Origin of the sequence: Myroides odoratimimus (genome assembly GCF_001485415.1) — a bacterium.
GTDB lineage: Bacteria > Bacteroidota > Bacteroidia > Flavobacteriales > Flavobacteriaceae > Flavobacterium > Flavobacterium odoratimimum.
In genome coordinates, this window is sequence record NZ_BCMQ01000007.1 from 169,655 (window position 1) to 194,137 (window position 24,483).

Sequence of the window (24,483 nt, forward strand, 5' to 3'; positions counted from 1 at the left end):
AATTATTGAACTAGTTCAATGTTTTTGATCTTAGAGCAATTTAATTTTGCTTTAAAATTATAGAATAATGAACAACAAAATAATAATAGCTTCATTGGCAATAGCCTTGTCAGCAGGAGCATGTCAGTCAAAAACAGAGAAAGAATCTACTCCATCAGAAATAGCAGAAAGTACTAGTGCTAGCCACACTAGTACCTTAATTGGGCATAAAGCAGAAATACAGTTCCCAGAGATGAAAGCTACTATTGAGTATACGAGTACAGATACCTTACACTGGAGTACAGTAGGGGAGAATGGAGCAGTAAATGAAGGCGATGAGAAAATGAACTACAAAGCACTTGGCGAGGACTTACACTTTCTGAACTGGATAGAACAAGATGGCTTTACAGTTAGTCAAATCATCAATACGAAGACAGGAGAAGTAACTGCTTTTTGGTCTTATAACGGAGCTGATCACAAACGTGAAAGTCAGTTTGTAACAGGAACTTTTAGAGTAATTGATTAAAGAAATCAATTATTAACAGATGTTTTGGACATCAATGCCCTTTACGTAGTTCTATTTTTTGTATTTTAGAGCTTTCGAAAAGGAAAATATGATGGAAAAACAAAATAACAACATTGCAATCTTAGTGGATGGGGACAATGCTCAAGCTAAGTTGTTGGATAAGATTTTAGAAGAAGTTTCTAAATATGGGAAGGTGACTGTCCGTCGTATTTATGGAGATTGGACAACACCGCAAATGAATAGCTGGAAGGAATTACTAAATGACTTGTCATTTTCGCCTATACAGAAGTTTAATTATACTAGTGGAAAGAACTCTACAGATAGTTCTCTAATCATAGATGCTATGGATATTCTGCATGCTAAGATGGTAGATGGATTCTGTATCGTATCTAGTGATAGTGACTATACTGGTTTAGCTAAGCGTATCAGAGAAGAAGGTATCTTTGTGATGGGAGTAGGAGAGAAGAAGACTCCGAATGCTTTCGTTCAGTCATGTGAGATATTTACTTATTGTGAGACCTTAATGCCTAAAGCAACTACAGCAGTTAAAGAAGCGAATGGTAATGCTAAAAAGGTAGAGACCACAGATGATGACGATACTAAATCATTGACTAAAAAAGAGTATAGACTGATAGATAAAGCGTTCGATATGTCTGTAGATGAAGAGGTAGAAGCTTATATCGCTACAGTAGGAGGTAACCTTCGTAAGCTTAATCCAAGTTTTGATGCGAGAGACTATGGTTTTAGAAACTTGACAGAGCTTTTCAAACATCTAAAGACATACGATGTAATTAACAATAATGTTAAGGGGTTAAATCATCCCTTAGTAAAGAAAAAATAACCTTCGGGTTATTTTTTTTGCTCATAAACGAATGGTATGGTCTATAAACTTTAAATTGCAAATGGTCAAATATTGACTATAACAAAAAATACTAACTCAATACAATTTATATTATGACTATACAAGAATTAGAGGGTATTCGCAAGCAATTCGAGTACTATAGAATGATCGTAGATAAAACGGTTTTAGTTCTATCCCAAGATGAATTAAATCAAAAGGTCAATGTAGAGAGTAACTCTATAGCGATGTTAATGCGTCATATTACGGGTAATCTGCTTTCTCGTTTTACTAACTTTTTTACTGAAGATGGAGAGAAGCCATGGAGAAACAGAGATGATGAGTTCACAGATGGGATTTATGACAGACATGAACTTATAACGAATTGGGACAAGGCATGGAATGTTCTCTTCAGTACCATAGATAGTATTAATGAAGAGAACATTAATACAGTAGTAAAAATCAGAAACCAAGACCATACGGTAGCAGAAGCTTTATATCGACAGTTAGCACATTACCCTTACCATATAGGGCAGATCGTATTTATCGGAAAGATGATACGCAATGAAGAGTGGAAGTCTTTAACCATTCCTAAAAATAAATCAAAAGAATACAATCAAGATAAATTTGAAAATCCTAATTCAGAGACTCATTTTGTAGATGATTATCTAAAGAAGTAAGAGATAATTTTTTAGATTCCTAATTTTGAATGAGAATTAGTAGAGTCGTTCAGTGCAATATTTTATATATTTGTCAAAAGACGGTAAAAAACTACAATATGAAATTAAATACAATGGCCTGTATCGTATTGGCTTCCGCTATGTTATTATCATGTGGAGACAAGAAAGAGACAGAAAAAGGAGCAAGCGAAGTGACTACAACAGAAAAGTTTGATTACAGTGTGGATCAGTTTGGAGATATCGAAGTATTGAGATATCAAGTACCTGGATGGGACGATCTAACATTAAAAGAAAAAGAATTAGTGTATTATCTAAGTCAGGCAGGGTATGCTGGACGTGATATTATCTGGGATCAGAATTATAAACACAATTTGACTATTCGTAAAGCATTAGAGAATATTTACGAAAACTATAAAGGAGACAAAGAGTCAGAGGATTGGAAAGAATTCGTGACGTATGTGAAGAGAGTATGGTTCTCTAATGGTATTCACCACCATTATTCTAACGAAAAGATAAAACCTGGATTCTCTCAAGCTTATTTCTCTATTTTATTAAAAGAGACTAACACTACATTAGATCAGAATGTAGCGAATGTACTATTTAATAATGTAGATAGTAAAAAAGTAAATCTTGATTTAGCGAAAGGTCTTGTAAAAGGATCTGCAGTCAACTTCTATGGAGAAGGGATTACAGAAGATGAGATAGAGGCATTCTATAATGCGATGAAGAGTCCAGACCCACACCGTCCATTATCTACAGGACTAAACTCTAAAGTAGTAAAAGAGAATGGTAAGTTAGTAGAGAAAGTATGGAAGAGTGGTGGAATGTATGGAGCAGCTATTGATCAAATCATCTTTTGGTTAGAAAAAGCTGTTACAGTTGCAGAGAACCAAGAGCAAGCAGATGCGCTTAAGTTATTAATCAAATATTACCAAACTGGAGATCTTCAACTTTGGGATGATTATAACGTTGCATGGGTGAAAGCTACTAAAGGAAACATTGATTACAACAGTGGATTTATCGAAGTATATGCAGACCCATTAGGACATAAAGGATCTTACGAAAGCGTTGTTCAAATCAACGACTTTGATATGTCTAAGAAGATGGCTGTTCTTTCTAAAGAAGCTCAGTGGTTCGAGGATAACTCTCCATTAATGGCAGAGCATAAAAAGAAAAATGTAACAGGAGTATCGTATAAGACAGTGATCGTAGCGTCTGAGTCTGGTGATGCATCGCCAAGTACACCTATCGGAGTGAATTTACCGAATGCGGACTGGATTAGAGCAGAGCACGGTTCTAAGTCTATCTCTTTAGGTAATATTATCGATGCATATAATCATGCAGGTGGTTCGGATAAATTAAAAGAGTTCGTTCACGATGAGGAAGAATTACAATTAGAGGAGAAATATGGTGAGTTAGCAGATAAGCTACACACAGCTCTTCACGAGGTAATCGGACATGCATCTGGACAAATCAACAAAGGAGTAGGACAACCAAAAGAAACATTGAAGAGTTATGCTTCTACATTAGAAGAAGGACGTGCTGACTTAGTGGGTCTATTCTATTTATACAATCCTAAGTTACAAGAGTTAGGATTAGTTGACGATTGGAAGTCAGTAGGTAAAGCAGCTTATGATGGATATATTCGTAACGGATTAATGACGCAGTTAGTGCGCTTAGAGCCAGGTGCTGATATCGAAGAAGCTCATATGCGTAACCGTCAATGGGTGAGTGCTTGGGTATTCGAAAAAGGGAAAAAAGATAATGTAATTGAGAAAGTAGTTCGCGATGGTAAGACATATTATAATATTACGGATTATGATAAATTACACGATCTATTCGGACAACTTTTAAAAGAGACTCAACGTATCAAATCTGAAGGTGATTATAAAGCAGGACAAGCGTTAGTAGAGACTTATGGTGTGAAAGTAGATCAAGCTATCCACAAAGAAGTTTTAGAGCGTAATGCTAAGTTTAACTCTGCTCCATATAGAGGATTTGTAAACCCATACATTGTACCAGTGAAGAATGATAAAGGAGAGGTGACTGATTATGCAATCGAACAACCTAAATCATTTGAAGAACAAATGTTGCGTTATGCTAAAGAATATGGTTTCTTACCACTTGTAAACTAATTACAAGAAGATTATACAAGAAAGTCGGTTTGTTATAAACCGACTTTTTTTATTTTTTGACTATAATGATATCTCCCATACACATCTCTATAGGACGATTATGAGGAGTATATTCTACCCAATCCACAGGATCACTACTTTCACAGTCTATCATCAGGTGATAATAAGACATACCATGAGTGGTATCAGGTAGAGCGTGTATATCATAGTGATTAACCGTGTCTAACTGATGATCTTCTACCATCGTTAGCCAAGAGATAGACTTGTCTAATTGGGCTATTAGGTATTGATTAGTAGTATCACCTTGTTTTAGCTCTACGATTATGTCTTGTTTCTGTTTTTGTAGTAGAGAGATAATATCTTTCATAGACGATAGGATATAGGTTATAGCGTGAATGTATGTTGTATAAATTCAGTCGGGCGTTGTCCCATCAGTTTAGTGAATACATTACTGTAAGACTGGGCACTGTTATATCCTACGAGTAACGCTATCTCATTGATAGTATATTGTCCTTCACTTAGCAGTTCTATAGACTTGATGATACGTGCCATCTGTATATATTTAGCGATACTGATACCTGTTTCTTTCTTGAACTGACGTTCTAAAGTACGAATACTCATAAAAGACAGTTGAGCTAACTCATCTATAGTGATAGTAGATCGATAATGTTTATGTATATAAGCAGTTACTTCTAGCAGTGCATTGGTACGTGGTACGGGAGTGATAAGAGGTACAGCATTTTGTACAAAAGAAGGTAATTCTAATAAGATAGCTCTTAAGAACGTCTGTTCACTCTCCTCATATTCCATATTCATAGACCATTTCTCAGTGTACATAATCATTTCTCTTAATACACTAGGTATAGAGAATAGGTATAACTCATCATAAAACGGAGGTAAGTCATCCACATCGAAGTATAGTGTATGTAGAGAGATATGCTCAGACGCATGCGTAGTCTTATGTGGCATATTGGATGGGATATAGGCCACGTGATTCTGAGGTAATAAGAATTGGCAAGACTCTACGTGTAGATGTTGATATCCTGATTCTACATAGACGAGTTGAGCTTTCTTATGATGGTGAAACTCATTGTTGTGCTTCCAAAGCTCAGCATGCCAAGAAAAACCTTTCTTTCCAACTTGATCGACTAATTGTGATGTATCCATTCTTGTCGTTTTAGTTATGATTTATGGCGAATATAAACATTTATAATCATTTAATTTTGCACCTAGAAATAACAATGTGTAAATAATAAATTAAATAACAATGGAAAATAAGATAGAAGAGATATCTAAAATGAAGAAATTACTGATGTTGTTAGGTATCATATTTATTGCTTCTAATCTAAGAGCTCCACTTACATCTGTAGGTCCTGTTATATCAGAGATAAGTAAATCACTAGCTCTGTCTAACACTACAGCAGGATTAGTAACGACGATACCCTTAATGGCATTCGGATTCTTATCTAGTATGGTGCCAAAGATCTCACGTAGATACGGTATGGAGCTTGTATTATTAGGATCATTAATTCTATTGAGTATAGGATTAGTCATTAGACCTTATGGTAGTTTAGTTACTTTGTTTTTAGGAGCTGCCTTAGTAGGGATAGCGATTACAGTAGGTAATGTATTGATGCCAGCTTATATCAAAAGTAATTATCAGAAGAATGTAGGGACCATGATGGGAATATATTCAGTAGCTATGAACCTAACAGCAGCGTTAGCAGCAGGGTTTAGTATTAGCTTGGGTAAATTCACAGAGATGGGATGGAAAGGTTCGATAGGAGTATGGTTAGTACTGAGTATCGCGACTATATTGATTTGGCTTCCTCAAGTAAAAAAGAAACAAGCAATCGAAGGAAGTAATAGAGGCTTCACAGAAGATAAAAAAGTAAATATGTACTCATCTAAGCTAGCATGGGCAGTTACAGTATTTATGGGAGTACAGTCTCTACTGTTCTACTGTTTAGCAGCATGGTTACCTAAAGTGGCTATCACATGGGGTATACCTAAAGAAGATGCAGGATGGTTATTGTCTTATATGCAGTTCGCACAGTTGCCTATGACATTCATCGGAGCTATTATAGCGAGTAAGTTATCTAATCAGAAACTGCTAGCTATCGGTACAGGAGTATTGTTTGCTATTGGTATAGCAGGTTTATTGATCTTTAAGGTAAATATGATCGCACTATGGTGTGTATTAATTGGTACAGCGAGTGGATTAGCCTTTAGTTTATCGATGCTATTCTTCGTATTGCGTACAAGTAGCACTACCCAAGCAGCAGAATTATCAGGTATGGCACAGTCTATCGGATACCTAATCGCAGCATGTGGTCCACCAGTATTTGGAGCATTATTCGATGTGACACAGTCTTGGTCTATGTCCTTGATATTTTTATTAGTTATGTCTATTACTTTGATTGTATCAGGAGGTATCGCAGGTAAGAACGACTGGGTGAAATAAACCTTTATCAGCTAAAGAACTTTCTGTATAACCATAGTAATCCTGTGCCTACTACAGATACAATAATCATAGAGGTAATCGGCATAAAGAATGAAAAACCTGGGCGCTGGATACGGATATCACCAGGCAATTTGCCAAACCAATCCAGATTAAACGAAGTGAACTGTATCAAGATACCTATGATGACGATGATACAACCGATAAAGATGACTGTTTTTCCCATAAGAGTAAAGGTATAAAAATACATGCACTTCCCTTTAGGAAACTATTTAATTATTGTTAAGGAGACAGGTATTAGGGTGTTTTAATAGTATCTTTGAGTATAGAGTTATTGAGGTAACTCCTCATTTAAAAAGATAAGATATGAAAGTAGAGATATGGTCGGACATTATGTGTCCGTTTTGTTACGTCGGAAAGAAGAATTTTGAGAATGCATTGGTACAGTTGCCTTTCGCAGATAAGATAGAAGTAGAGTGGAAGAGTTTTCAGCTAGATCCAGACTTACCAGTAGAAGGGTTAGATATGTCTACTAAAGAATACCTAGCTAAACGCAAAGGTATGCCAGAGCAACAGATACAAGGAATGCTAGAGAACTTAAAACAAGCAGGACAGGCAGTTGGAATTGATTTTAAACAAGACCAGTCTATTCCTGTAAATACAATCAGAGCTCATCGTTTTATACACTTTGCACAACTACAAGGGAAAGGGAATGAGGCTAAAGAAGTAGTGTTTAAAGCTTATTTTACAGATGGAAAAAATGTAGGTGATATTGAGGTGTTAGCTGCTTTAGGTACTGAAATAGGACTGAGTGCTGAGGAAATCAAAACATTCTTAGCTACTGATGGACAACTAGAAGAAGTGAATGCAGATATTACAGAAGCACGTGCTCTAGGAATATCAGGAGTGCCATTCTTCGTATTAGATAGAAAATACGGTGTATCAGGAGCTCAACCTACAGAGTCTTTTGTAGAAGCACTGACACAAGCATTCCAAGAAAGCCAACCTAAATTCGAAATGAAAGGTGGTAGTGATGCAGCAGCATGTGGCCCAGAAGGATGCGAGATATAAGTACCTATAGTTGATTTATAAATATGAACAGCCCATTTATACAGTGTATGAATGGGCTGTTTTGTATTATATGGGTAGAGAATTACGCTAGTTGGCATGGAACACAAAACTGAGTATGAATGTCTTTTTACTGCCATTTTAGATAGGGTGGTCGGCATGTGGTCGGCTAGTGATGGGCATTTGGTCGGCTTAAAAGTGCCAAAAATAGCCCATCACTATCCTATCACAAGGTTAGCAATATGGAATCACGTGGAAGAAAGTCGCTATAATTCTTTTGTATCATCGGTTTTGAGACAAAAAAAATGAGGAAGCTAATCCTAAAATAGACTGAGAAACCTCTATATAGTTAGTATCTTTGAGGCACTAGAAAACAAAGAAAGATACATGGGATTGAAGATTCTACATACAGCCGACTGGCACTTAGGGAAGAGATTAGATAACTTTAACCGCCTAGACGAACAGCGTATAGTGCTAGACGAAATCTGCGAGATAGCAGAACGCGAAGCAGTGGATGTAGTCTTAGTAGCAGGAGATTTATTTGATACGTTTAACCCTCCAGTAGAAGCTGTAGAATTATTTTATAAAACACTTAAACGCTTAGCGAAGAACGGAGAGAGACCTGTCATCGCTATAGCTGGTAACCACGATAGCCCTGAGCGTATAGACGCACCAGATCCGTTAGCACGAGAGTGCGGGATTATCTTAGTCGGACTGCCTCATGCTGAGGTTACTCCTTTTGAGATCGAAAATCAGTTTAAAATATCGAAGTCAACAAATGGTTTTTTTGAATTGAGATTAGATCGATTTAAACAACCGATACGCATATTACACACTCCTTATGCGAATGAGGTAAGGCTAAAGAAAGCATTAGACACAGAAGATAAAGGAGCAGCTCTTAATGAGGTGTTAGGAGAGAGTTGGCAAGCTTTAGCAGATAAGTATTGTAAGACTAAAGGGGTGAATCTATTGATCTCGCATCTGTATATGATGAACCGAAATGGAGAGTTATTAGAAGAACCTGATGGAGAGAAGCCTCTGAAGGTAGGTAATGCAGATATTATATACAGTGACATTATTCCAGAGCAAGTGCAGTACACGGCACTTGGGCATTTACATAGAGCACATCAGGTGGGGGTAGAAGATAGACCTGTGGTTTATTCGGGGAGCCCATTGAGTTATAGTTTTAGTGAAGCAGGTCAGCAGAAGTATGTGATGATCTTAGAGGCAGAAGCGGGCAAACCTATTACCTATACGAAGGTGGCACTAGAGAGTGGAAGACAACTGTCACGAGTGAAGTTTAATAGTGTAGATGATGCTGTGGAGTGGTTAGTAGCAAATCCGTATCATCTAGTGGAGTTAACCATAGTAAGTGATACCTTCTTAAATGGAGATGATATCAAGAGGTTATACACTGCGCATGATGGTATTATTACGATTATCCCACAAGTAACATTGGGGGATAAAGGAGAACAAGCGAATGTAAAACAGGTGAACTTAGAGCAAGATATGCAAGGACTGTTTAGAGATTACTTTAAACAGCGCAATAAGGGGCAAGAGCCTAATGAGGAGTTGATGGATTTGTTTAACGAGATTTTAGATTAGAGCAGTATGATACCAATTAAGTTAACGATAGAAGGACTGTATTCTTATCAAGAAAAACAAGTTATTGACTTCACCAGTCTGATAGAAGCAGGGTTATTCGGTATATTCGGTAAGGTCGGATCGGGAAAGTCTTCTATTTTGGAAGCTATTTCTTTTGGGCTTTATGGAGAGACAGAGCGTATGAACTCTCGCGATAACCGTGCATATAATATGATGAACCTAAAGTCTGACCGTTCGGTAATAGACTTTGAGTTTTATAATTTTAAGGATGAGAAATACCGCATCTATAGAGAGTTTAGAAGAAACTCTAAGCGCTTCGATGATGTAAAGAGAGGTGAGGCAACACTGTATAAAGATGAAGATGGTATCTGGGTACCTCAGAAAGAGTTGAATATACAGGAAGTAGTGGGGCTGAGCTATGAGAACTTTAAGCGCACTATCATTATTCCTCAAGGGAAATTCAGAGAGTTTATAGAATTAGGAGGGAAGGACAGAACGAAGATGATGCAAGAGATATTCGGCTTAGACCGTTTTGATCTCGCTGATAAGACTAAACGATTATATAGCTCGACTAAGGAGAGTCTGAATTTAGTAGAAGGAGAGCTAAAGAGCTTTAGCCAAGTCACAACGGAGCAGATAGCAGAGCAGAAGGCTCTACACCTACAGGAGACGGAGAAGTTTAATGTGCTAAGTAAGACTTTTAAGGAAGAGAACGACAGTTATCAAAAGGTCAAAGCAGTGAAGGATGACTTCGAAGCCTTGGCAATAAAGAAAGTAGAGTTAGGTTCATTAGAAGTGAAGTTACCTGAAATAACTGCTCAAAAGAATGAATTGTCTCAGTATGAGCAACTAGATAAAGCATTCTCTACTGTACTGTTAGAACAACAAAAGACAGCAGATAAGGCAGTGAATCGAGAGGCTCGATTAGCTATATTAACAAAAGAAACTACAGAGCTACAAAGCCAGTTTAAGAAAGTGACAGATGAGCTCAAAGTAGCAGAACAACAGTATGCAGGTTTAGAACACCTCAAAGCAGAGTTGTATGAGTTGAATTTGATCAAAGAAATCAAGAAAGCTAATCTCGCTAAGGAGGCCTTATTAGAGCGTTATCACAAAGGAAAGTCTTTTGTAGTAGATGCTGAGAAGGCATTAGAAGGGAGCAAACTTGCTTTAGCACAAAAGGAGATAGAACTAAATACTGCCAAAACAGCTAGAGTAGATACAACGATGCTGATGGCTATAGAGGCATGGTTCGGTCAGCAATCTTTTATTCACAAAGGGATTCAAGATGTGCAACAGCATATGAATGCACTACAGACAGAGTTACAAATAGTAGAAAAGGATATCTTAGGTCTAAAGTTAAAGGATATCAATCATTGGGAACAAGAGATAGAGAAGTATAGAAATCACTTTGAACAAGAGATTAATACGATAGAAGTAGAGTTGCGCAATCATAGAGTAGCACAACAGTTAGTACAGTACGCTAATGAGCTTCACGAGGGGCAACCTTGTCCTTTATGTGGTTCTGCACATCACCCTCATATTCTTCAGGGAGACGATGTGTCTTCTGCTATACAGCAGTGTGAACTTCGTCTAAGTGATATAAAGGATAAACAAGAGCGCTTAAAGAAGTATGAAAGAAAAGCTACTGGTCTTTTTGATAAGAAGAAACTCTTAACAACACAATGGCAAGAAAGCCAGCAGAGAGAACAACACTTCCAACAGGAGTTAGTCTCTCATCAGCAGAACTTTGTTTGGACTGTGATAGAAAAGGGGAATGAAGCACAGTTTATTGAGTTAAAACAAAGAGCTGAGTTAGCGAATAAGCAAGTAGAATCTCTGGAAGCACAGTTTGCTACAGTAGGAAAAGAAGTAGAACAGCACAGAGGACATGTAGATAAGTTTACCAAAGAACTAAATGCGATAGAAGTAGAAGGTGCAAGTCTAGAGAGTGAGATCAAGTCTAAGAGTACACAGATTATAAGATTGCAGATAGAGACCTATCTAAGTTTAGAGGAGACTTTATTAGTACAACAAGTACAACAACGAGAAGCTAATGTAACCTTAGTAGAACAACGCTATAAAGATCTAACGAACCAATATCAGATGATGTCTCCTAAGTTGGCAAGCTTACAGACAGAGAGCAATAGTGTACAGGTAGAATTAAATGAACTGAAAGTAGCTGTTGATCAGTTTAACGAGCAGATTAAAGCTTTATTAGTCAATCATCAAGTACAATCTGTAGAGGAAGTGCGTAGTGTGTTGGATAAGCAGATTAATGTTGTAGAACGTAGAGAACAAATACAAGCATTCGAAGTACAACTAGAGGTAGTCCGTAATGCAGTGAGTACTTTAGAAGTGAAGTTAGAAGGTGTTTCTTTTGATCAAGAGAAGTTTGCTAAACAGCAAGAAGTAATAACGAAGTTAGAACTACAGGTCAAAGAAGCGACAGAGGCTGTGGCTAAATTGGCAGGAGAAATAGACCGTTTAGAAAAAGACTATGCGAAGAAGCAGAACTTACAGAAGCAGTATGATGCAATAGAAAAACGAGTGAAGAATCTGAATACACTATTGACGATGTTTAGTGGAGCTGGTTTTGTAAACTATGTGTCAGCTATCTATTTAAAGAACTTATGCGATATGGCGAATGCTCGTTTCCATCGATTGACGAATAACCAATTGAGCTTACAGTTAAATGAAGCGAATGAGTTTGAGATCATAGATTATTTGAACAATGGGAAAGCGAGAAGTGTGAAGACCTTATCAGGAGGACAGAGTTTTCAGGTGTCTTTATCTCTAGCGTTAGCATTAGCAGAGAGTGTACAGAGTCTGTCTAAGTCAGATAGAAACTTCTTCTTTATAGATGAGGGGTTCGGTACGCAGGATAGTGAGTCAGTTAATATTGTATTCGAGACGTTGAGCAATCTGCATAAAGAGAATAGGATAGTAGGTATTATCTCTCACGTAGACGAACTACAAGAGCGTATCCCTATGTCTCTATCCGTTGTAAAAGATGAAGAACGAGGTAGTGAAGTAGTGATAAATTATTAGTAAATCTTATTAGATACTACAGCCCAGTCAGCGATGATTGGGCTTTTTTATGGTATAGTTTTAGTGGCTTAATACATTGATTTATAGTTTGTATTGTTTTTAAGTAACTTTTAAATTACCTTTGAAGTGTTAAAATAAATTAATAGCACCATGAAAGAAAATAGAGATGTGAAGACTTGGTCACAAGTAAAAGATGAGGTGTTTGGTGTAGTTGGCGAACCGAAAAGAGATGAGATAGAGAGAGAAGTAGAGACTTTTAAAGTAGGATTATTGCTTAGAAAGGCAAGAGAAGAGAAAAAACTAACTCAAGCAGAACTAGCTAGTTTAGTGAATAAGAAGAGAGAATATATCTCTCGAGTAGAAAATAATGGAAGTAATATGACATTAAAGACGTTATATGATATTGTAGAAAAAGGATTAGGCGGAAAGGTGACAATATCCATTGAACTATAAATATACAGCCCAGTCAGCGATGATTGGGCTTTTTGTTTATTTTGATGAGGTAGATTCGATAACTATAAATCTACTCAGTAGAGAGATAGCTAACCCAAAAAAGGCTACTATAGCAAAGGCGGTCTTAAGAGAAGAGTGCTGTGCAATAAACCCTATAACTGGTGGCCCTAAAAAGAAACCGATAAAACCGATACTAGTAATTAACGTTAAGGCCTGCTGAGGTGGCATTGTTTTAGTATGTCCTGCTAAGTTATAACACATGGGTACTACTGCGGATACACCTAAACCTACAATCATAAAAGAGATAATAGTAGTATATACTCCAGGAAATAATACTGAGGCTCCTAATCCTATAAAAAGGAGGATACCACAGAAGAGTAAAGTTCTCTGCTCTCCAAATCGCCTTACTGTGAAGTCTGATATAAAACGACCACTAGCCATCGCAAACATATAAGCGGTCAGCCCATACCCGATAAGCTGTATAGGAGCATGCGTAACATGCTTCATATATTCACTTGACCAATCTGTCATCATTCCTTCTGCTACCATAGCGAAGAAAGCTAATAGCCCTAAAAGGACTAAGTTCTTATCAGGTAATTGAAAGCCTTTCTTTTCTGTTAGTATAGGATTATCACTAGTAGTGTCGTTCGTCTCAGGAATAAGGTATTTAAAAAGTAGAAGAGAAATAATAATCCCTACGGTAGAGTAATAGATAAAATGTTCTAAAGGTGGGACATAGCTACTGATCATTTCTGCGCCTAACCATGAAGCAACAAAGCCTCCTATACTCCAAGTGCCATGTAAAGAGCCTATGATTTGCCCTTTATATAGTTTAGAGACCTTAATAGCCTGTGTATTGATAGAAATATTAGTGATATTACTAATCGCTCCAAATAAGACTAAGTTTACTTTTAATTGCCATAATACCTCCCAATATCCAATACCTACTAACAGTACTAAATAAGTTAATAGAAAGAGTAGAGTTGCTTTTTTACTGCCTAATTTCTCTATTATTCTACCAGCTATAGGAAGAGTTATTAAAGTTCCTATAGAGATGTATAATAAGACAAATCCCCAAGCAGAGTCATTTACTCCGAAAGCTTCTTTAATAGTAGGAATACGCGATGCCCATGAGGCAGATATCCCTCCAAAGATGAAGAATAGTGCAGTAACGGCTATGCGGGCTAAGTGTTTTGACATAAGGTTTTAGATTGAAGGCAGTAAATGTATAAATAAAAAAACGGTCTGTTGTTTAGACAGACCGTTTAGGTGATTATTATTTTTTGATTGCTTTAGCAATGCTTTCTAAGTTTTGGTTGAAGTCCATCAGCTGACCTAATACTTGAGCCACTTGATTGTCTTTACCTGCCATACCTAATTTGTTTTGTTTAACAAAGATATCTTTAATATCCTCCCAACGTTTGCGCTCTACATCTGTCAGTCGGTTAGCTAGTTCTTTTAGTTTAAGTAAGTTTGCTTCTGTATCAGATGTCAAGGTCTGTGATTCGTTCTCATAGTGTGTTAAGATTAACTCATCTATTTCACTATCGTTCATCAGTGGAACTATCCTACTCATCATCTTATTCATATCACGGTAAGAACCTTGTAGCTTAAAGGCAGGCTCTGTTCTATAAGCATTGTCCATACTTGCACTTAAGATATATTGCTGATTTACCTTTAGTACAATATCTCTTACTGTGATTGATTTCTTTAATACAGCAGTAAACTCTTCTATCTCCTGCCCACTAAAGTTCCCTTCTAATGATAAAGATTCTTCTGATTTTGTTTCGATGTGGTTAATCAGTTTATAGAAATCATCTAAAGAGTTACTACTTAACTTTTGTAAATAGGTATTCTCAGCAATAGCGTTTTCTAATAAACTTAGCTTAAACAAATGCTCTGTACTACCAATCACATCTCCTAAGTTATAGGTGTCAGCACGGTTAGCTAACATATCAGGTATCTGAAACTTCTCTCCTGATTCTGTGTATGGGTTACCTGCCATAATGATACAGAATCGCTTACCTCTTAAGTCATAAGTCTTACTCTCTCCTTCGAAGATACCATCCATCTTACGCTGTCCATCGGCTAGAGATATAAACTTCTGTAGAAATTCAGAACTACAGTGCTGTATATCGTCTAAGTACAGCATTACGTTGTCCGCCATCTCAAAAGATAAGTTTATTTTCTTTAGTTCTTCTCTTGCACCAGAAGTCTTAGCTTCTGTAGGGTCAATAGAGGTAATAGAGTGTCCAATAGTAGGTCCGTTAATCTTAACGAAGTGAAGACCTAAAGCATTGGCTAAGTATTCCATTAGAGTAGTCTTACCATATCCAGGAGGCGATACTAATAATAACATTCCCATACGTGCTGTACGTTTGTTATCACCATAAACTCCTATCTGTTTGGCTAAGTTGTTTCCAATTAAAGGAAAGTAAACTTCATTAATCAGTTTATTACGAACAAAAGAAGTCAGTACACGAGGTTTCAGTTCGTTTACTTTTAATGATTTCTTGTATTCGCTTAGTAACATATCTTTAGTAGCAATAAAGTCTGTAAACATAGGGACACGCTCAGTCTCGAATACTTCAAGCTTGTGCATATATTCGTGATAGTCTAATGTATAAGTATCTTGTACTATTAAAGTGTGGTTTCCTTTTAAGTTGTTTAAGACTATAGTGTCAGTACTCTCTTTTAAAGTATAGTTATATTGCTTTTCAAATAACAATAAACAACATGCTTCATCAATATACTTTTTATATATAGCAGCTTTAGGTTCATTATCTATATAAGAATACAACCAGTTCTGTATTAAATAAAAAGCATCTAATGTAGATAAGGTAGTATCGTTAATATCATTCTCAAAGGTTACACTAGCATTCTTTTGTTGTAAGAAAGTAACAAACTGTTTCTTTAATAGAGAAGCTTGTTCTGCTTTTGTAAAGAATACTCCTGATGAGAACTCTTCAAAAATATAATGTGCTATGTCTTTCTTGTATGTTAATTCACGCAATGGAGATTGCCATTGTGTATATAACTCCTCTAATTGACTAATTATATATTGATAGTTAGTACTGTTAGGGAATACCTTTTGTACAGCGGCAGCACTATTGATATTCTTCAATAAAGATTCTCTTACTTCCGCTTCTAATTTATACCAGAATACTTGTGCCGAAACACGAACAGCAGGAGCATACGTCAATATTCCTAATTCTGCTTTTAGTTTCAGTAAGGCTTGTGTAATCTCTAATCCGTCAAAGTCGTGTACTCCTTTTAGATATCCTTCAGAGTAGTTCTGTTCTGTTCTAAACTTAACTGCTTCATTAATATCTAATGAAGGATTAGTACGTAGTTCTTGTATTATTTGATAAGCTAAGTACTCTGCTCTATATACTTCGTTGTTTTCAGAGATGATGTCTTGATTCCATATCTCCTTATAGGCATAGATCTTATCATTATGAATAGGATAAGTAAAGCTAGTACCTGTTAAGTGATAATACAGAATATCATTACGTCTAACGATAGTAAGGTCTAATGGCTGTTTGTTGACTAAGAATTTATGAGTACCTAAACTGATTACATTTTCTCCATCAGCGAATAGGTCTTGTTTATCTCTCAGTGTACGCAGTGCATCTTCTTGACTCGTCTTAACGCTGTTCTCTAAATTCTCAGCTTTAGATACATCTCCTAAGTCATTTAATTCAATAACTAATTGACGTACCTTATCGACCATAAGGTCAGTAGAGAAAAAAGCAAGTATCTCCTCTTTCGTTTTGAAAGAAGAAGACTTATTCTCTATATTTTTTAATATACGTAGACCTATCTGTTCTAACGAACTTGTACGTCTATTGATCTGTTCAACTAATTGAGTCTTGCGCGTATCAAAAGCTTTAGAAACTTCTTCTCGCTTATCGGCTATCTTTAAGATGAAATCATCGAAGTCAGCAAACTTACTCTCCAGTTCTTCTACTTGAACACTTACTTTAGAATGGTATTCGTCACATTTCTCAGGAGAATTAGATAATTCTAAGAAGTTGATAATACTTTGGTCAAGTAAGGTTAATTGAGCATGAAACTCAGCTATAGACTCATTCGTACGTAGAGAGTCTATCTTTCTCTTCAGTTGAGAGCGCACCTCATTAAGCGAAGCAAATATTACAGATATCTTCTCTATAATCTTTGTCGCTTGAGTAGTGTCTTCTATTTTTAAACTGTTCAGAATGTCTATCAGCAGTTCTAATTCAGCTGATATTGCTTTACAGTTTTCATCTATTGCATTAGCATCGATTACCTTGACTACCTCATTTACTTTAGCCTTTTGATCTACTACTTTTTGCTCATAAGGAACGAGTGCTTGTTCTTTTAGTAAGAAAGCGATTGTTTTATCAGATAGTGATTCATTGGTCTTACCCAATTGCTCTTGATAATTCTCTAAGATAGATAAGTCAACATATTTAGTCTGACGAGTACTGATGACTTCACCTAATAGCTTTCTGTTTTCAGCTAATAGATGTACTAATCCTTCCAGCGTATCACCTTTAGCATTCTTAACATTAAAGAGCTGTTTATCTACTTTTGCTTTTAAGTCAGTTAATAGACCAGCGGCTCTCTTGCGTTGCTCTTGTACTTTTTCAAACTCATCTATAGCAGTATTAGCAATACTTCTAATCTGTTCTAAAGGTTCGTCTAAGCTTTTAGTTTCTTTGGTTCTTATCCAGAAGTAGGAATCTATAATGTCATTTGCTTTCTTAGCTATATCACCATACAGTCCTTCATACGAATCTTCTTTATCGATGAGGTGGATGATCTCTTGACATTCAGCCATCGCTTTTACGATGTCCTTATTCCCTATTTTGTATAAGTGATTCTCTTTTTGTTCCTTATTCTCTATTAATGTAGCAGCATAAGGAGTTTCCCATATCTGTACTACGTGATGTCTTACTGCTTCATTCTCTGAGCGAAAGTAGATTAACTTACCATCGTTAAACAAAGTGAAACCACTACATACGATAGGAGTTTCTACTTGTTGTTTGATGATGTTATAAGACATCAAGGTATAGATATTGTTCTCTGCTTGATAGAATAGATATAAGTAGTCCTCCCCATTATGAGAAGGAATAGTTCTTACAAACTCTAAATTGTGAACACTGTTATCAAATATTTTATAATCTCCATTCTGTAAGTAGTATCCATTAGAGAATAAGATACCTTGTCCATCAGGAAGTAGAATACCTGTCTCGTTTAAAGCAGGTACATTGATAACTTGTTTTGTTCTATTATTAAAGATAAAAGCACGGAAATCCTCTTGGTAAGGTTTAATGCGTATAGCGATAAAGTTACCTAAGTCAGCGTAGAAGTAATCAGCATCATCTAACTGCTGATCGGCATTCTTTACAGGTTCAGAGTATATTCCTTGTCCATTATCTGTGTTGTCTTCTATTTTAAAAGTAATATCACCACCTACTGCTTCTATAAATACCTTGTCTTGTATAGATACGTGAGGGTGTACTCCTAAGCGTCTGTTCTCAAGATTAGTCTTAATCCAATTGAACTCAAACTGAGGACTCTTTACTACTTCGTGAATGCTACGGTCATCCTGATAAATCAATTGATTATCTTTGATTAACCACTTAAATGCTTTTAAGTTATCTGCATTCTTACTTGTTTGGAATACCATATAGAGGTAATTCTCTGTCTTCTTAAATCTGCTGAAGATAGAGTCTCTATAGTATTTATATAAGTTTTTATAATCACTGATGAAGTTCTCATCATAGATAAAATCTAAAGGTTGAGGTAAGAACTGATCATTTTCAAAGCGGTATATACTAAATACATCACTTAACTGAATATCAGTCTTTAGCCCAAAGTGTACGTTATAGGCAAAAATACAAGTTGTATCAAAGGCAATAATACCTCTAGCAGTACAGTTGTTTTCTGTCGTAATACGTTGATTAGCGATAAGTTTTAGATCAACAGAAGTAAAGATTTCTTTACGATCGTCATTCAGTGCATTTAATCGTTGGATTAAATCGCTCTTCTGACTTTGTAGTCTCTTCTGTATAATCTCATAAGTGTTAGAATCTAATGATTCTATATTTTGGTTTTCTAATTCAGCCATATATAAAGGATACTTTGTATTAGAACGATAAGACTAATACGTAGGTAAATTAAAAATAGAGTAGGGGTAAATAGGAGAAAAATCACTCTTCTCTACAGAGAAGAGTGATTAGTATACATTAAGATAACTTTCTATTCCCTATACCGAAACTCTGAACAGCATCAGCTATATTGCTAAGTAAGCCCATATTGTCCTCAGTTGCGTTTTGTTGCATCTTAAGTACTAATGATGCAATACTAAGATTCTTTAAATCTTCAGTTGTGATATTAAACTGACTTGCATAGTGCTTAATATTATTAAATAACTCACCTTGACTGATAGTAGAACCATCACCTAATAAAGCAAGTTTAATATCTTGAGCATTCTGACTCTTATCGATTAATTGGTCAAATCCTTTTGCACGACTTACTTGGTTGATAATGTTTTCGAAGAACATTGTTTCTCCACCTACGATATCAATCTTAGCAGTCTGAAGTGCAGAAGATAATACGTTAGCTTGTGATTGAGCAATATCTTTTTGGATTGTGATAGCAGCCAATTCCACTTCTTTTTCTTTCTGAAGTTGAAGTTTGAACTCTTCGTGTTCTTTACCAACACCATCCATTTGTTTCATAGCATTTGCTTTCTCTTTTAATCCTTCAGCATCAGCTATTGCTTTTTCTTTCATCACTTCAGCTTCCGCTAATCCTTCTTTTCTCTTCGCTTCTGCTTTCGCTTCGATACCAGCTGCCTCAGCAGTTGCTATACGTTGTATTTTAGCAGCATCTACGATACTTTGTTGTTCTACAGCCTCTGCTTTTGCTTTGATTACTTCTGCCTCAGCTAATCCGATAGTAGCATCTTCACGAGCTTTTGCATCTGCCAATATCTTACGTGCCTCAGCTTGTTTAATAGAAGCTTCTTTCTCTGCTTCTGCTTCGATCAGCATTTGTTGAGAGATTTGCTCTTGAGCAGATTTTTTAGCTTCTGCTTCTTTCACTGTTCTGATTAAGTTCTCTTCTGCTTGTCTACTTGCTTGAGTGATACCTACTTGTTTCTCTCTTTCTACAGCGCGAAGTGCTTCAACGTCTTTGATATTTTGTTGTTCTTCCACAACACCTTTTTCAAGCTGTACTCTTTCGCGAATAACATCTTGTATCGTCTTTTTTTCTTCCTCAACAGCACGCTCTTTATTAATCTGAGCTAGTGTTACGATACGTTCTCTTTCTGTTTGTTCTAACGCTCTGTCTTTTTCTACTCTTTCTGTTTCTACAGCATCAGTACGCTCTTTATTTTTAGCAGCGATGATTACTTGACGTAGTTTATTCTCTTCTAATACAGCCAGACTCTCTTCTGTAGAGATGCGTACACTCTCAGATTTAAGACGTTCTTCTTCGCGTACCTTTTGAATCTCAGCTTCTTCACGAGCGCGGATATTATCCACTTCTCTGCGTTGTTTCTCTTCTTTTTCTGATAACTGTCTTTCAAGTTCTAAGATAGCTTCACGAGCTTCTACGTCTTGCTTCTTGATTACCTTTTGCTCATCTCTACGGATAAGGTTAGCATTGATGTTTTGTAATGCAGTAAGTTCAGTAATCTTTTTAATACCTTCAGAGTCAAGAATGTTCTGAGGATCTAAGTAAGAGATATTTGTTTGTTCTAAGTAGTCGATAGCACAGTCATCTAAGATGTACCCGTTTAAGTCTCTACCTATGATATTAATAATCTCTTCTCTAAACTCTCTACGAGCTTCGTATAATTCGATAAATTCAAATTTCTTACCTACTGTTTTTAAAGCTTCAGAAAACTTCGCTTCGAATATATTTCTTAGCGTTTCTACATCACTTGCACGCTCACAACCTAATGTTTGTGCCACATTAATTACGTCTTCTATAGACTTGTTAACTCTAATAAAGAAAGCTACTTTAATATCTGCACGAATATTGTCTTTACAAATAAGACCTTCGTTTTGCATTCTATCGATTTGTAGTTTTTTTACAGAGATATCCATAATCTCCATTTTATGGAATACAGGGATCACATAAATACCTTTGTTAAAAGCTACTTTAGTCCCTCCAACCCCAGTTCTTACTATAGATTTACCTTGTGGTATCTTCTTATAGAAAGATGCAAGTATTGCAAAAAATAATAATACTAATAGAAAAAGTGCGCCTATAATAATAGCTATTAATGTCCCTAGACCAAACTCACCCATAGATTTTAGTGTTTATAGTTAATAATTAATGTATTCTTCTTACTTGGAAGATATTTTCTTTATCACATTTTTTAATGATAATGACTTTCTCTCCATATTTTATTTGGTTACCATCTGTACTCTGTACCAATATCTTGATTGGATCTTGATCGATGACTACCTCCATATTTCCTTGTTTATCTGCAGTGATACTTGATAACATAACACCTTCTTTTCCGATAAAGTCTATTGCCTTCTCACCGTGATAACCAGTGTTCTTTAAAAACTTAACTAGTGGAAGTGTAGCATAGTGTGTTAAGATAATCGCTATAAAAGAAAGTGGAATTAATATCACAACAGACCAAAAGCCTAGATTCACTACTTTAGGAATTGTAGTAGTTAATAATGTACCTGCCCAAGTAAAGAATTTAAAGATGGTTAATACAATCATGAAAGGGATCTTCCCTACATTCATAAACTCAAGTATCTGCATAAAGATACTTGGCTGACGTACATCTACATGATCTGCTACATCCACTTCTTTGTCATGAGTAATGTCTACATGACTTTGTTGTAAGTCAAAGTCTGTATCTACATCAGCATCAATGTCTATGTCAACATCTATTTCAGGATTGACATCCATATCAATATCAAAACCATCAAAACCTCCTAATAAAGCCGAGAATATCCAATAGATAAAGGTTATCCCCATTAATACACTCATAATAGCGTTCGGAAGTGGATTGAATAAATGATGAATTATTTCTGTCATTTATGAGTAAGGTATTATATTAATATGTGTTTAAAATTTACCAAATATAACTTAATTTTAAGAAAGTGTTCTGCTTTATTTTGACAATATTATAACATGAACGAACAATTTATCCTTTTAGGATACCTCTTTTGAGAAATAGGACTTGGATACATTTGTTTTTAAGATTTCAAATAGGATATAAAGAACTTTATGAGTAATTATTGCTCTACTTTATTAAAAGGAATATGTTGCATTAAAGGACATTGTAGTTCCAACTCCTCTAGTATAATCAGCGTGAATACCTCTGTATTGGCTTACTGGTGGGTAGTAGGTTTTATTGAATAGATTGTCTATACCAAGAGAGAGTGACCAATGGTCGTTAGGTTTATAATTAGCATTAAGGTTAAATAGATTAACTTCACTTATGGGACCTTGTCCGTTTTTATATTTTCCATTGTTATTTGGGCTGAAGTGTTTTCTATTTCCTGTATTTATCCAAAATAAGGATAGAGTAGCCTTATTGAATGGAGTATATGTAATAAATGCAGTTGCTTTATTAGGCGGTATTCTATCTTCTCCTAGATATTCTAAGATGCCTTTTTTATTCTCTGTTTTTCCTTCTATAGTGGTGAAAGTACCACCCATTTTTAAGCTCTTCATTACTCTAGCCTCTAAAGCTATTTCGAAACCTTTAATCTTTTCAGGTTCTCTACTAGGCATCAGATATCCTCCGACATCTATAAGGTTAATACCATATTTAGAAGTGCTGATATAATATGAGGTTTGTAGTGAGAAAATGCTGTATTTACTAGAGAAACCTATTTCGTAATTATTAGTAATCACAGGGGAAGTCTCTAAATTATTCAGCGTATTAGCATCTGCTCTTCTCAATATTTTTCCTACTTCATTGAGGGAAAAACCTTGTGAGTAACTGATAAATGGATTGAAGTAATCATATTTAGTGTATCGGATACCTGCGTTAAATACTGTTGCCCTATAAGTTAGTTTACCTCCATTGACAGCTATAGAGCCTTCGTTATTAGGGCCTGTTGATATAGTGGTGTAATCATTGATTTTTACATTCGAATTTTCATAACGAATCCCTCCTTTAAAGATAAAGTCATCTAATATATCTATCTTTAACTGTGCATAAGGGGCTATGCTTAGCATTTTCATTTGGGGAGTTAATATTCTACCATCTGTGAGGTCTTGCATAGTCATATCACTGAGTAGATCAAAACCATAAGTAATTTCAATAGGAGTATTATAAAGCGTAAAAGGAGTATTAAAGTTAGTTCTCATTCCTTTCTTTTTTGATATTATCCTAGTTTGACCTGGACCATACCAGACGGTTCCTTTCGGTACATAACGATTCATCGATTGAAAGGAAGTGATGTAAGCACTAATGTCTAATCGGGTATTAGCATAAAGTGCATCGTTAGTATAGGTCAGCATAGCATTGTGATTGTATGGTGTACCTACTGGTTTTCCACCTTCACTACCTCTTATGCCTATAGCAGGCTCTTGTCCATAACGTCCTGGTTTAGTTTTGTACTTCTCATCTTGTACGGTAGTGTAATAATTGTAGAGTAGTTGTAATGATGAGGAATCGTTGAGCTGATAAGATAGTTTTGTAAAGATGTTTCGCTCATAAGAATTAGACAGACCACCTAGTTGCCCTAGTGGTAAGCCTTCACCATCTCTTTGTAAGCCATTGTATTTAAGATGCCCACCTATAGCGTAGCTGAAGTTATTTATTCTACCAGAGAAGTACTGTCCTATTTGATAGTCTAAGGTTCCACTACTGTGATAAGGGTTAAAGGTAGTACCTATTTTAGTTTGCCCACTTAGTGGTTTGTTGCCTACATCTTTTCTAGTAATATAATTGATAATACCACCCGCAGATCCATTGCCATAGATAGACGTTGCTCCTTTTATTACTTCTATTTTTTCGATAACATAAGGATCTAGAGAACGTATACTCCGGGCTCCATTCATTAAAGGGAGAGATTGTGGAATACCATCTATTAAAACTAGAAGAGGTCTTCCTCTCAGTGTCTGCCCTGTATTGGCTACTTTATTAGTAGCTGTAGCGAGTCCAGGTACTGTATTACCTAAGATATAGCTGATATTACTATTAATATCACTCTGTGTTTCTATTTCTTGTTTGGTAAGTATCGTTACAGAAGAGGGGACTGTAGAGATGTGTTCTGGTTTTCGGCCAGCAGTAATGATAATTTCATTTATAGTCTCAGGATTAACAGTAAGTGTAATTGTAAAGTTGTTAATCGTATCTTTTTGTAACTCAAGTGTCATATAGTAATCAGCGTAATCAAAGGCTTTTAACCTTAAGTCAACAGTAGAGGAATAAGTGTCTGCTAGGGAGAATACACCAGTATCATCAGTGATACCTACATTTTGATTATTTATCTCTACAACTACATTAGGAACAGCATGACCAGAAGAGTTTTTTACTCGAAGATTTAAATGCTGTGCTTGTGAGAGTATTGATAATGAATAGAATAGTGTGATGTACAGTTTCTCTTTTCGGGAGGATAGTAATTTCATAGTGTATTTATTTAGAATTATTCTAAACAAATTTATACAAAAGCATCACTTTATTTAAAAAAATAGGCCGTAAA

Annotated in this window: 17 protein-coding genes; 9 read left to right on the forward strand and 8 right to left on the reverse strand. The window is 35.9% G+C overall.

Going from position 1 to position 24,483, the window contains the following annotated elements; translation table 11 throughout:
* Positions 1-67 precede the first annotated feature (67 nt).
* The 4 genes from MODO_RS09340 to MODO_RS09355 all read left to right on the forward strand — a co-directional run bounded on the left by MODO_RS09340 (position 68) and on the right by MODO_RS09355 (position 4,158).
* Positions 68-505, forward strand: a complete 438-nt coding sequence (locus MODO_RS09340; protein ID WP_006260197.1) for a MoaF-related domain-containing protein — start codon at positions 68-70, stop codon at positions 503-505.
* 88 nt (positions 506-593) lie between these two features.
* Positions 594-1,346, forward strand: coding sequence for an NYN domain-containing protein (locus MODO_RS09345; RefSeq protein WP_006260196.1), 753 nt, complete (start codon positions 594-596; stop codon positions 1,344-1,346).
* A 113-nt stretch (positions 1,347-1,459) separates the two neighbouring features.
* Positions 1,460-2,023, forward strand: coding sequence for a DUF1572 family protein (locus MODO_RS09350; RefSeq protein ID WP_006260195.1), 564 nt, complete (start codon positions 1,460-1,462; stop codon positions 2,021-2,023).
* 98 nt (positions 2,024-2,121) lie between these two features.
* On the forward strand, positions 2,122-4,158 hold the full coding sequence (locus MODO_RS09355; protein WP_006260194.1) for a dipeptidyl-peptidase 3 family protein: 2,037 nt from the start codon (positions 2,122-2,124) through the stop codon (positions 4,156-4,158).
* Positions 4,159-4,207: 49 nt separating this feature from the next.
* Here MODO_RS09355 and MODO_RS09360 read toward each other — a convergent pair whose 3' ends face one another.
* On the reverse strand, positions 4,208-4,525 hold the full coding sequence (locus MODO_RS09360; RefSeq protein WP_006260193.1) for a hypothetical protein: 318 nt from the start codon (positions 4,523-4,525) through the stop codon (positions 4,208-4,210).
* A gap of 17 nt (positions 4,526-4,542) precedes the next feature.
* Positions 4,543-5,325: an AraC family transcriptional regulator gene (locus MODO_RS09365; protein WP_006260192.1), complete on the reverse strand. Its 783-nt coding sequence runs from the start codon at positions 5,323-5,325 to the stop codon at positions 4,543-4,545.
* A 100-nt stretch (positions 5,326-5,425) separates the two neighbouring features.
* Here MODO_RS09365 and MODO_RS09370 point away from each other — a divergent pair, with 100 nt between their 5' ends.
* On the forward strand, positions 5,426-6,622 hold the full coding sequence (locus tag MODO_RS09370; protein ID WP_006260191.1) for a CynX/NimT family MFS transporter: 1,197 nt from the start codon (positions 5,426-5,428) through the stop codon (positions 6,620-6,622).
* Between the two features lie 7 nt (positions 6,623-6,629).
* On the opposite strand, the gene MODO_RS09375 is transcribed toward MODO_RS09370, so the two are convergent.
* Positions 6,630-6,845: a DUF2905 domain-containing protein gene (locus MODO_RS09375; protein WP_041893663.1), complete on the reverse strand. Its 216-nt coding sequence runs from the start codon at positions 6,843-6,845 to the stop codon at positions 6,630-6,632.
* A 140-nt stretch (positions 6,846-6,985) separates the two neighbouring features.
* On the opposite strand from MODO_RS09375, the gene MODO_RS09380 reads away from it, so the two are divergent.
* The 4 genes from MODO_RS09380 (at position 6,986) to MODO_RS09400 (ending at position 12,796) form a co-directional block, all read left to right on the forward strand.
* Positions 6,986-7,690 carry a DsbA family oxidoreductase gene (locus tag MODO_RS09380; protein WP_006260189.1) on the forward strand — a complete coding sequence of 235 codons (705 nt, stop codon included), beginning with the start codon at positions 6,986-6,988 and terminating at the stop codon, positions 7,688-7,690.
* Positions 7,691-8,074: 384 nt separating this feature from the next.
* Complete coding sequence (locus MODO_RS09390) at positions 8,075-9,292, forward strand: metallophosphoesterase family protein (protein WP_006260188.1); 1,218 nt, start codon at positions 8,075-8,077, stop codon at positions 9,290-9,292.
* 6 nt (positions 9,293-9,298) lie between these two features.
* Positions 9,299-12,343, forward strand: a complete 3,045-nt coding sequence (locus MODO_RS09395) for an SbcC/MukB-like Walker B domain-containing protein (RefSeq protein WP_006260187.1) — start codon at positions 9,299-9,301, stop codon at positions 12,341-12,343.
* Between the two features lie 150 nt (positions 12,344-12,493).
* Positions 12,494-12,796, forward strand: coding sequence for a helix-turn-helix transcriptional regulator (locus tag MODO_RS09400; RefSeq protein ID WP_006260186.1), 303 nt, complete (start codon positions 12,494-12,496; stop codon positions 12,794-12,796).
* 36 nt (positions 12,797-12,832) lie between these two features.
* Here MODO_RS09400 and MODO_RS09405 read toward each other — a convergent pair whose 3' ends face one another.
* From MODO_RS09405 to MODO_RS09425, 5 genes are all read right to left on the reverse strand, one after another.
* Positions 12,833-13,996 (reverse strand): MFS transporter, encoded by a 1,164-nt coding sequence (locus MODO_RS09405; RefSeq protein WP_006260185.1) that lies wholly within the window; start codon positions 13,994-13,996, stop codon positions 12,833-12,835.
* A 76-nt stretch (positions 13,997-14,072) separates the two neighbouring features.
* Complete coding sequence (locus MODO_RS09410; protein WP_006260184.1) at positions 14,073-18,914, reverse strand: DNA repair ATPase; 4,842 nt, start codon at positions 18,912-18,914, stop codon at positions 14,073-14,075.
* 118 nt (positions 18,915-19,032) lie between these two features.
* Positions 19,033-21,108 (reverse strand): flotillin family protein, encoded by a 2,076-nt coding sequence (locus tag MODO_RS09415; RefSeq protein WP_006260183.1) that lies wholly within the window; start codon positions 21,106-21,108, stop codon positions 19,033-19,035.
* A 25-nt stretch (positions 21,109-21,133) separates the two neighbouring features.
* The gene (locus tag MODO_RS09420) at positions 21,134-21,859 is read right to left on the reverse strand and encodes an OB-fold-containig protein (RefSeq protein WP_006260182.1); all 726 of its coding nucleotides are present in this window, start codon (positions 21,857-21,859) and stop codon (positions 21,134-21,136) included.
* A 216-nt stretch (positions 21,860-22,075) separates the two neighbouring features.
* On the reverse strand, positions 22,076-24,409 hold the full coding sequence (locus MODO_RS09425; protein WP_006260181.1) for a TonB-dependent receptor: 2,334 nt from the start codon (positions 24,407-24,409) through the stop codon (positions 22,076-22,078).
* Between the last annotated feature and the right edge of the window lie 74 nt (positions 24,410-24,483).

Excerpts from the sequence above, each read along its gene's own strand:
- MODO_RS09390 (WP_006260188.1), top strand. The coding sequence starts at position 8,075 with ATGGGATTGAAGATTCTACATACAGCCGACTGGCACTTAGGGAAGAGA.
- MODO_RS09370 (WP_006260191.1), top strand. The coding sequence starts at position 5,426 with ATGGAAAATAAGATAGAAGAGATATCTAAAATGAAGAAATTACTGATG.
- MODO_RS09375 (WP_041893663.1), bottom strand. The coding sequence starts at position 6,845 with ATGGGAAAAACAGTCATCTTTATCGGTTGTATCATCGTCATCATAGGT.
- MODO_RS09340 (WP_006260197.1), top strand. The coding sequence starts at position 68 with ATGAACAACAAAATAATAATAGCTTCATTGGCAATAGCCTTGTCAGCA.
- MODO_RS09355 (WP_006260194.1), top strand. The coding sequence starts at position 2,122 with ATGAAATTAAATACAATGGCCTGTATCGTATTGGCTTCCGCTATGTTA.
- MODO_RS09400 (WP_006260186.1), top strand. The coding sequence starts at position 12,494 with ATGAAAGAAAATAGAGATGTGAAGACTTGGTCACAAGTAAAAGATGAG.
- MODO_RS09345 (WP_006260196.1), top strand. The coding sequence starts at position 594 with ATGATGGAAAAACAAAATAACAACATTGCAATCTTAGTGGATGGGGAC.
- MODO_RS09350 (WP_006260195.1), top strand. The coding sequence starts at position 1,460 with ATGACTATACAAGAATTAGAGGGTATTCGCAAGCAATTCGAGTACTAT.
- MODO_RS09380 (WP_006260189.1), top strand. The coding sequence starts at position 6,986 with ATGAAAGTAGAGATATGGTCGGACATTATGTGTCCGTTTTGTTACGTC.
- MODO_RS09425 (WP_006260181.1), bottom strand. The coding sequence starts at position 24,409 with ATGAAATTACTATCCTCCCGAAAAGAGAAACTGTACATCACACTATTC.
- MODO_RS09405 (WP_006260185.1), bottom strand. The coding sequence starts at position 13,996 with ATGTCAAAACACTTAGCCCGCATAGCCGTTACTGCACTATTCTTCATC.
- MODO_RS09360 (WP_006260193.1), bottom strand. The coding sequence starts at position 4,525 with ATGAAAGATATTATCTCTCTACTACAAAAACAGAAACAAGACATAATC.
- MODO_RS09395 (WP_006260187.1), top strand. The coding sequence starts at position 9,299 with ATGATACCAATTAAGTTAACGATAGAAGGACTGTATTCTTATCAAGAA.
- MODO_RS09410 (WP_006260184.1), bottom strand. The coding sequence starts at position 18,914 with ATGGCTGAATTAGAAAACCAAAATATAGAATCATTAGATTCTAACACT.
- MODO_RS09365 (WP_006260192.1), bottom strand. The coding sequence starts at position 5,325 with ATGGATACATCACAATTAGTCGATCAAGTTGGAAAGAAAGGTTTTTCT.
- MODO_RS09415 (WP_006260183.1), bottom strand. The coding sequence starts at position 21,108 with ATGGGTGAGTTTGGTCTAGGGACATTAATAGCTATTATTATAGGCGCA.
- MODO_RS09420 (WP_006260182.1), bottom strand. The coding sequence starts at position 21,859 with ATGACAGAAATAATTCATCATTTATTCAATCCACTTCCGAACGCTATT.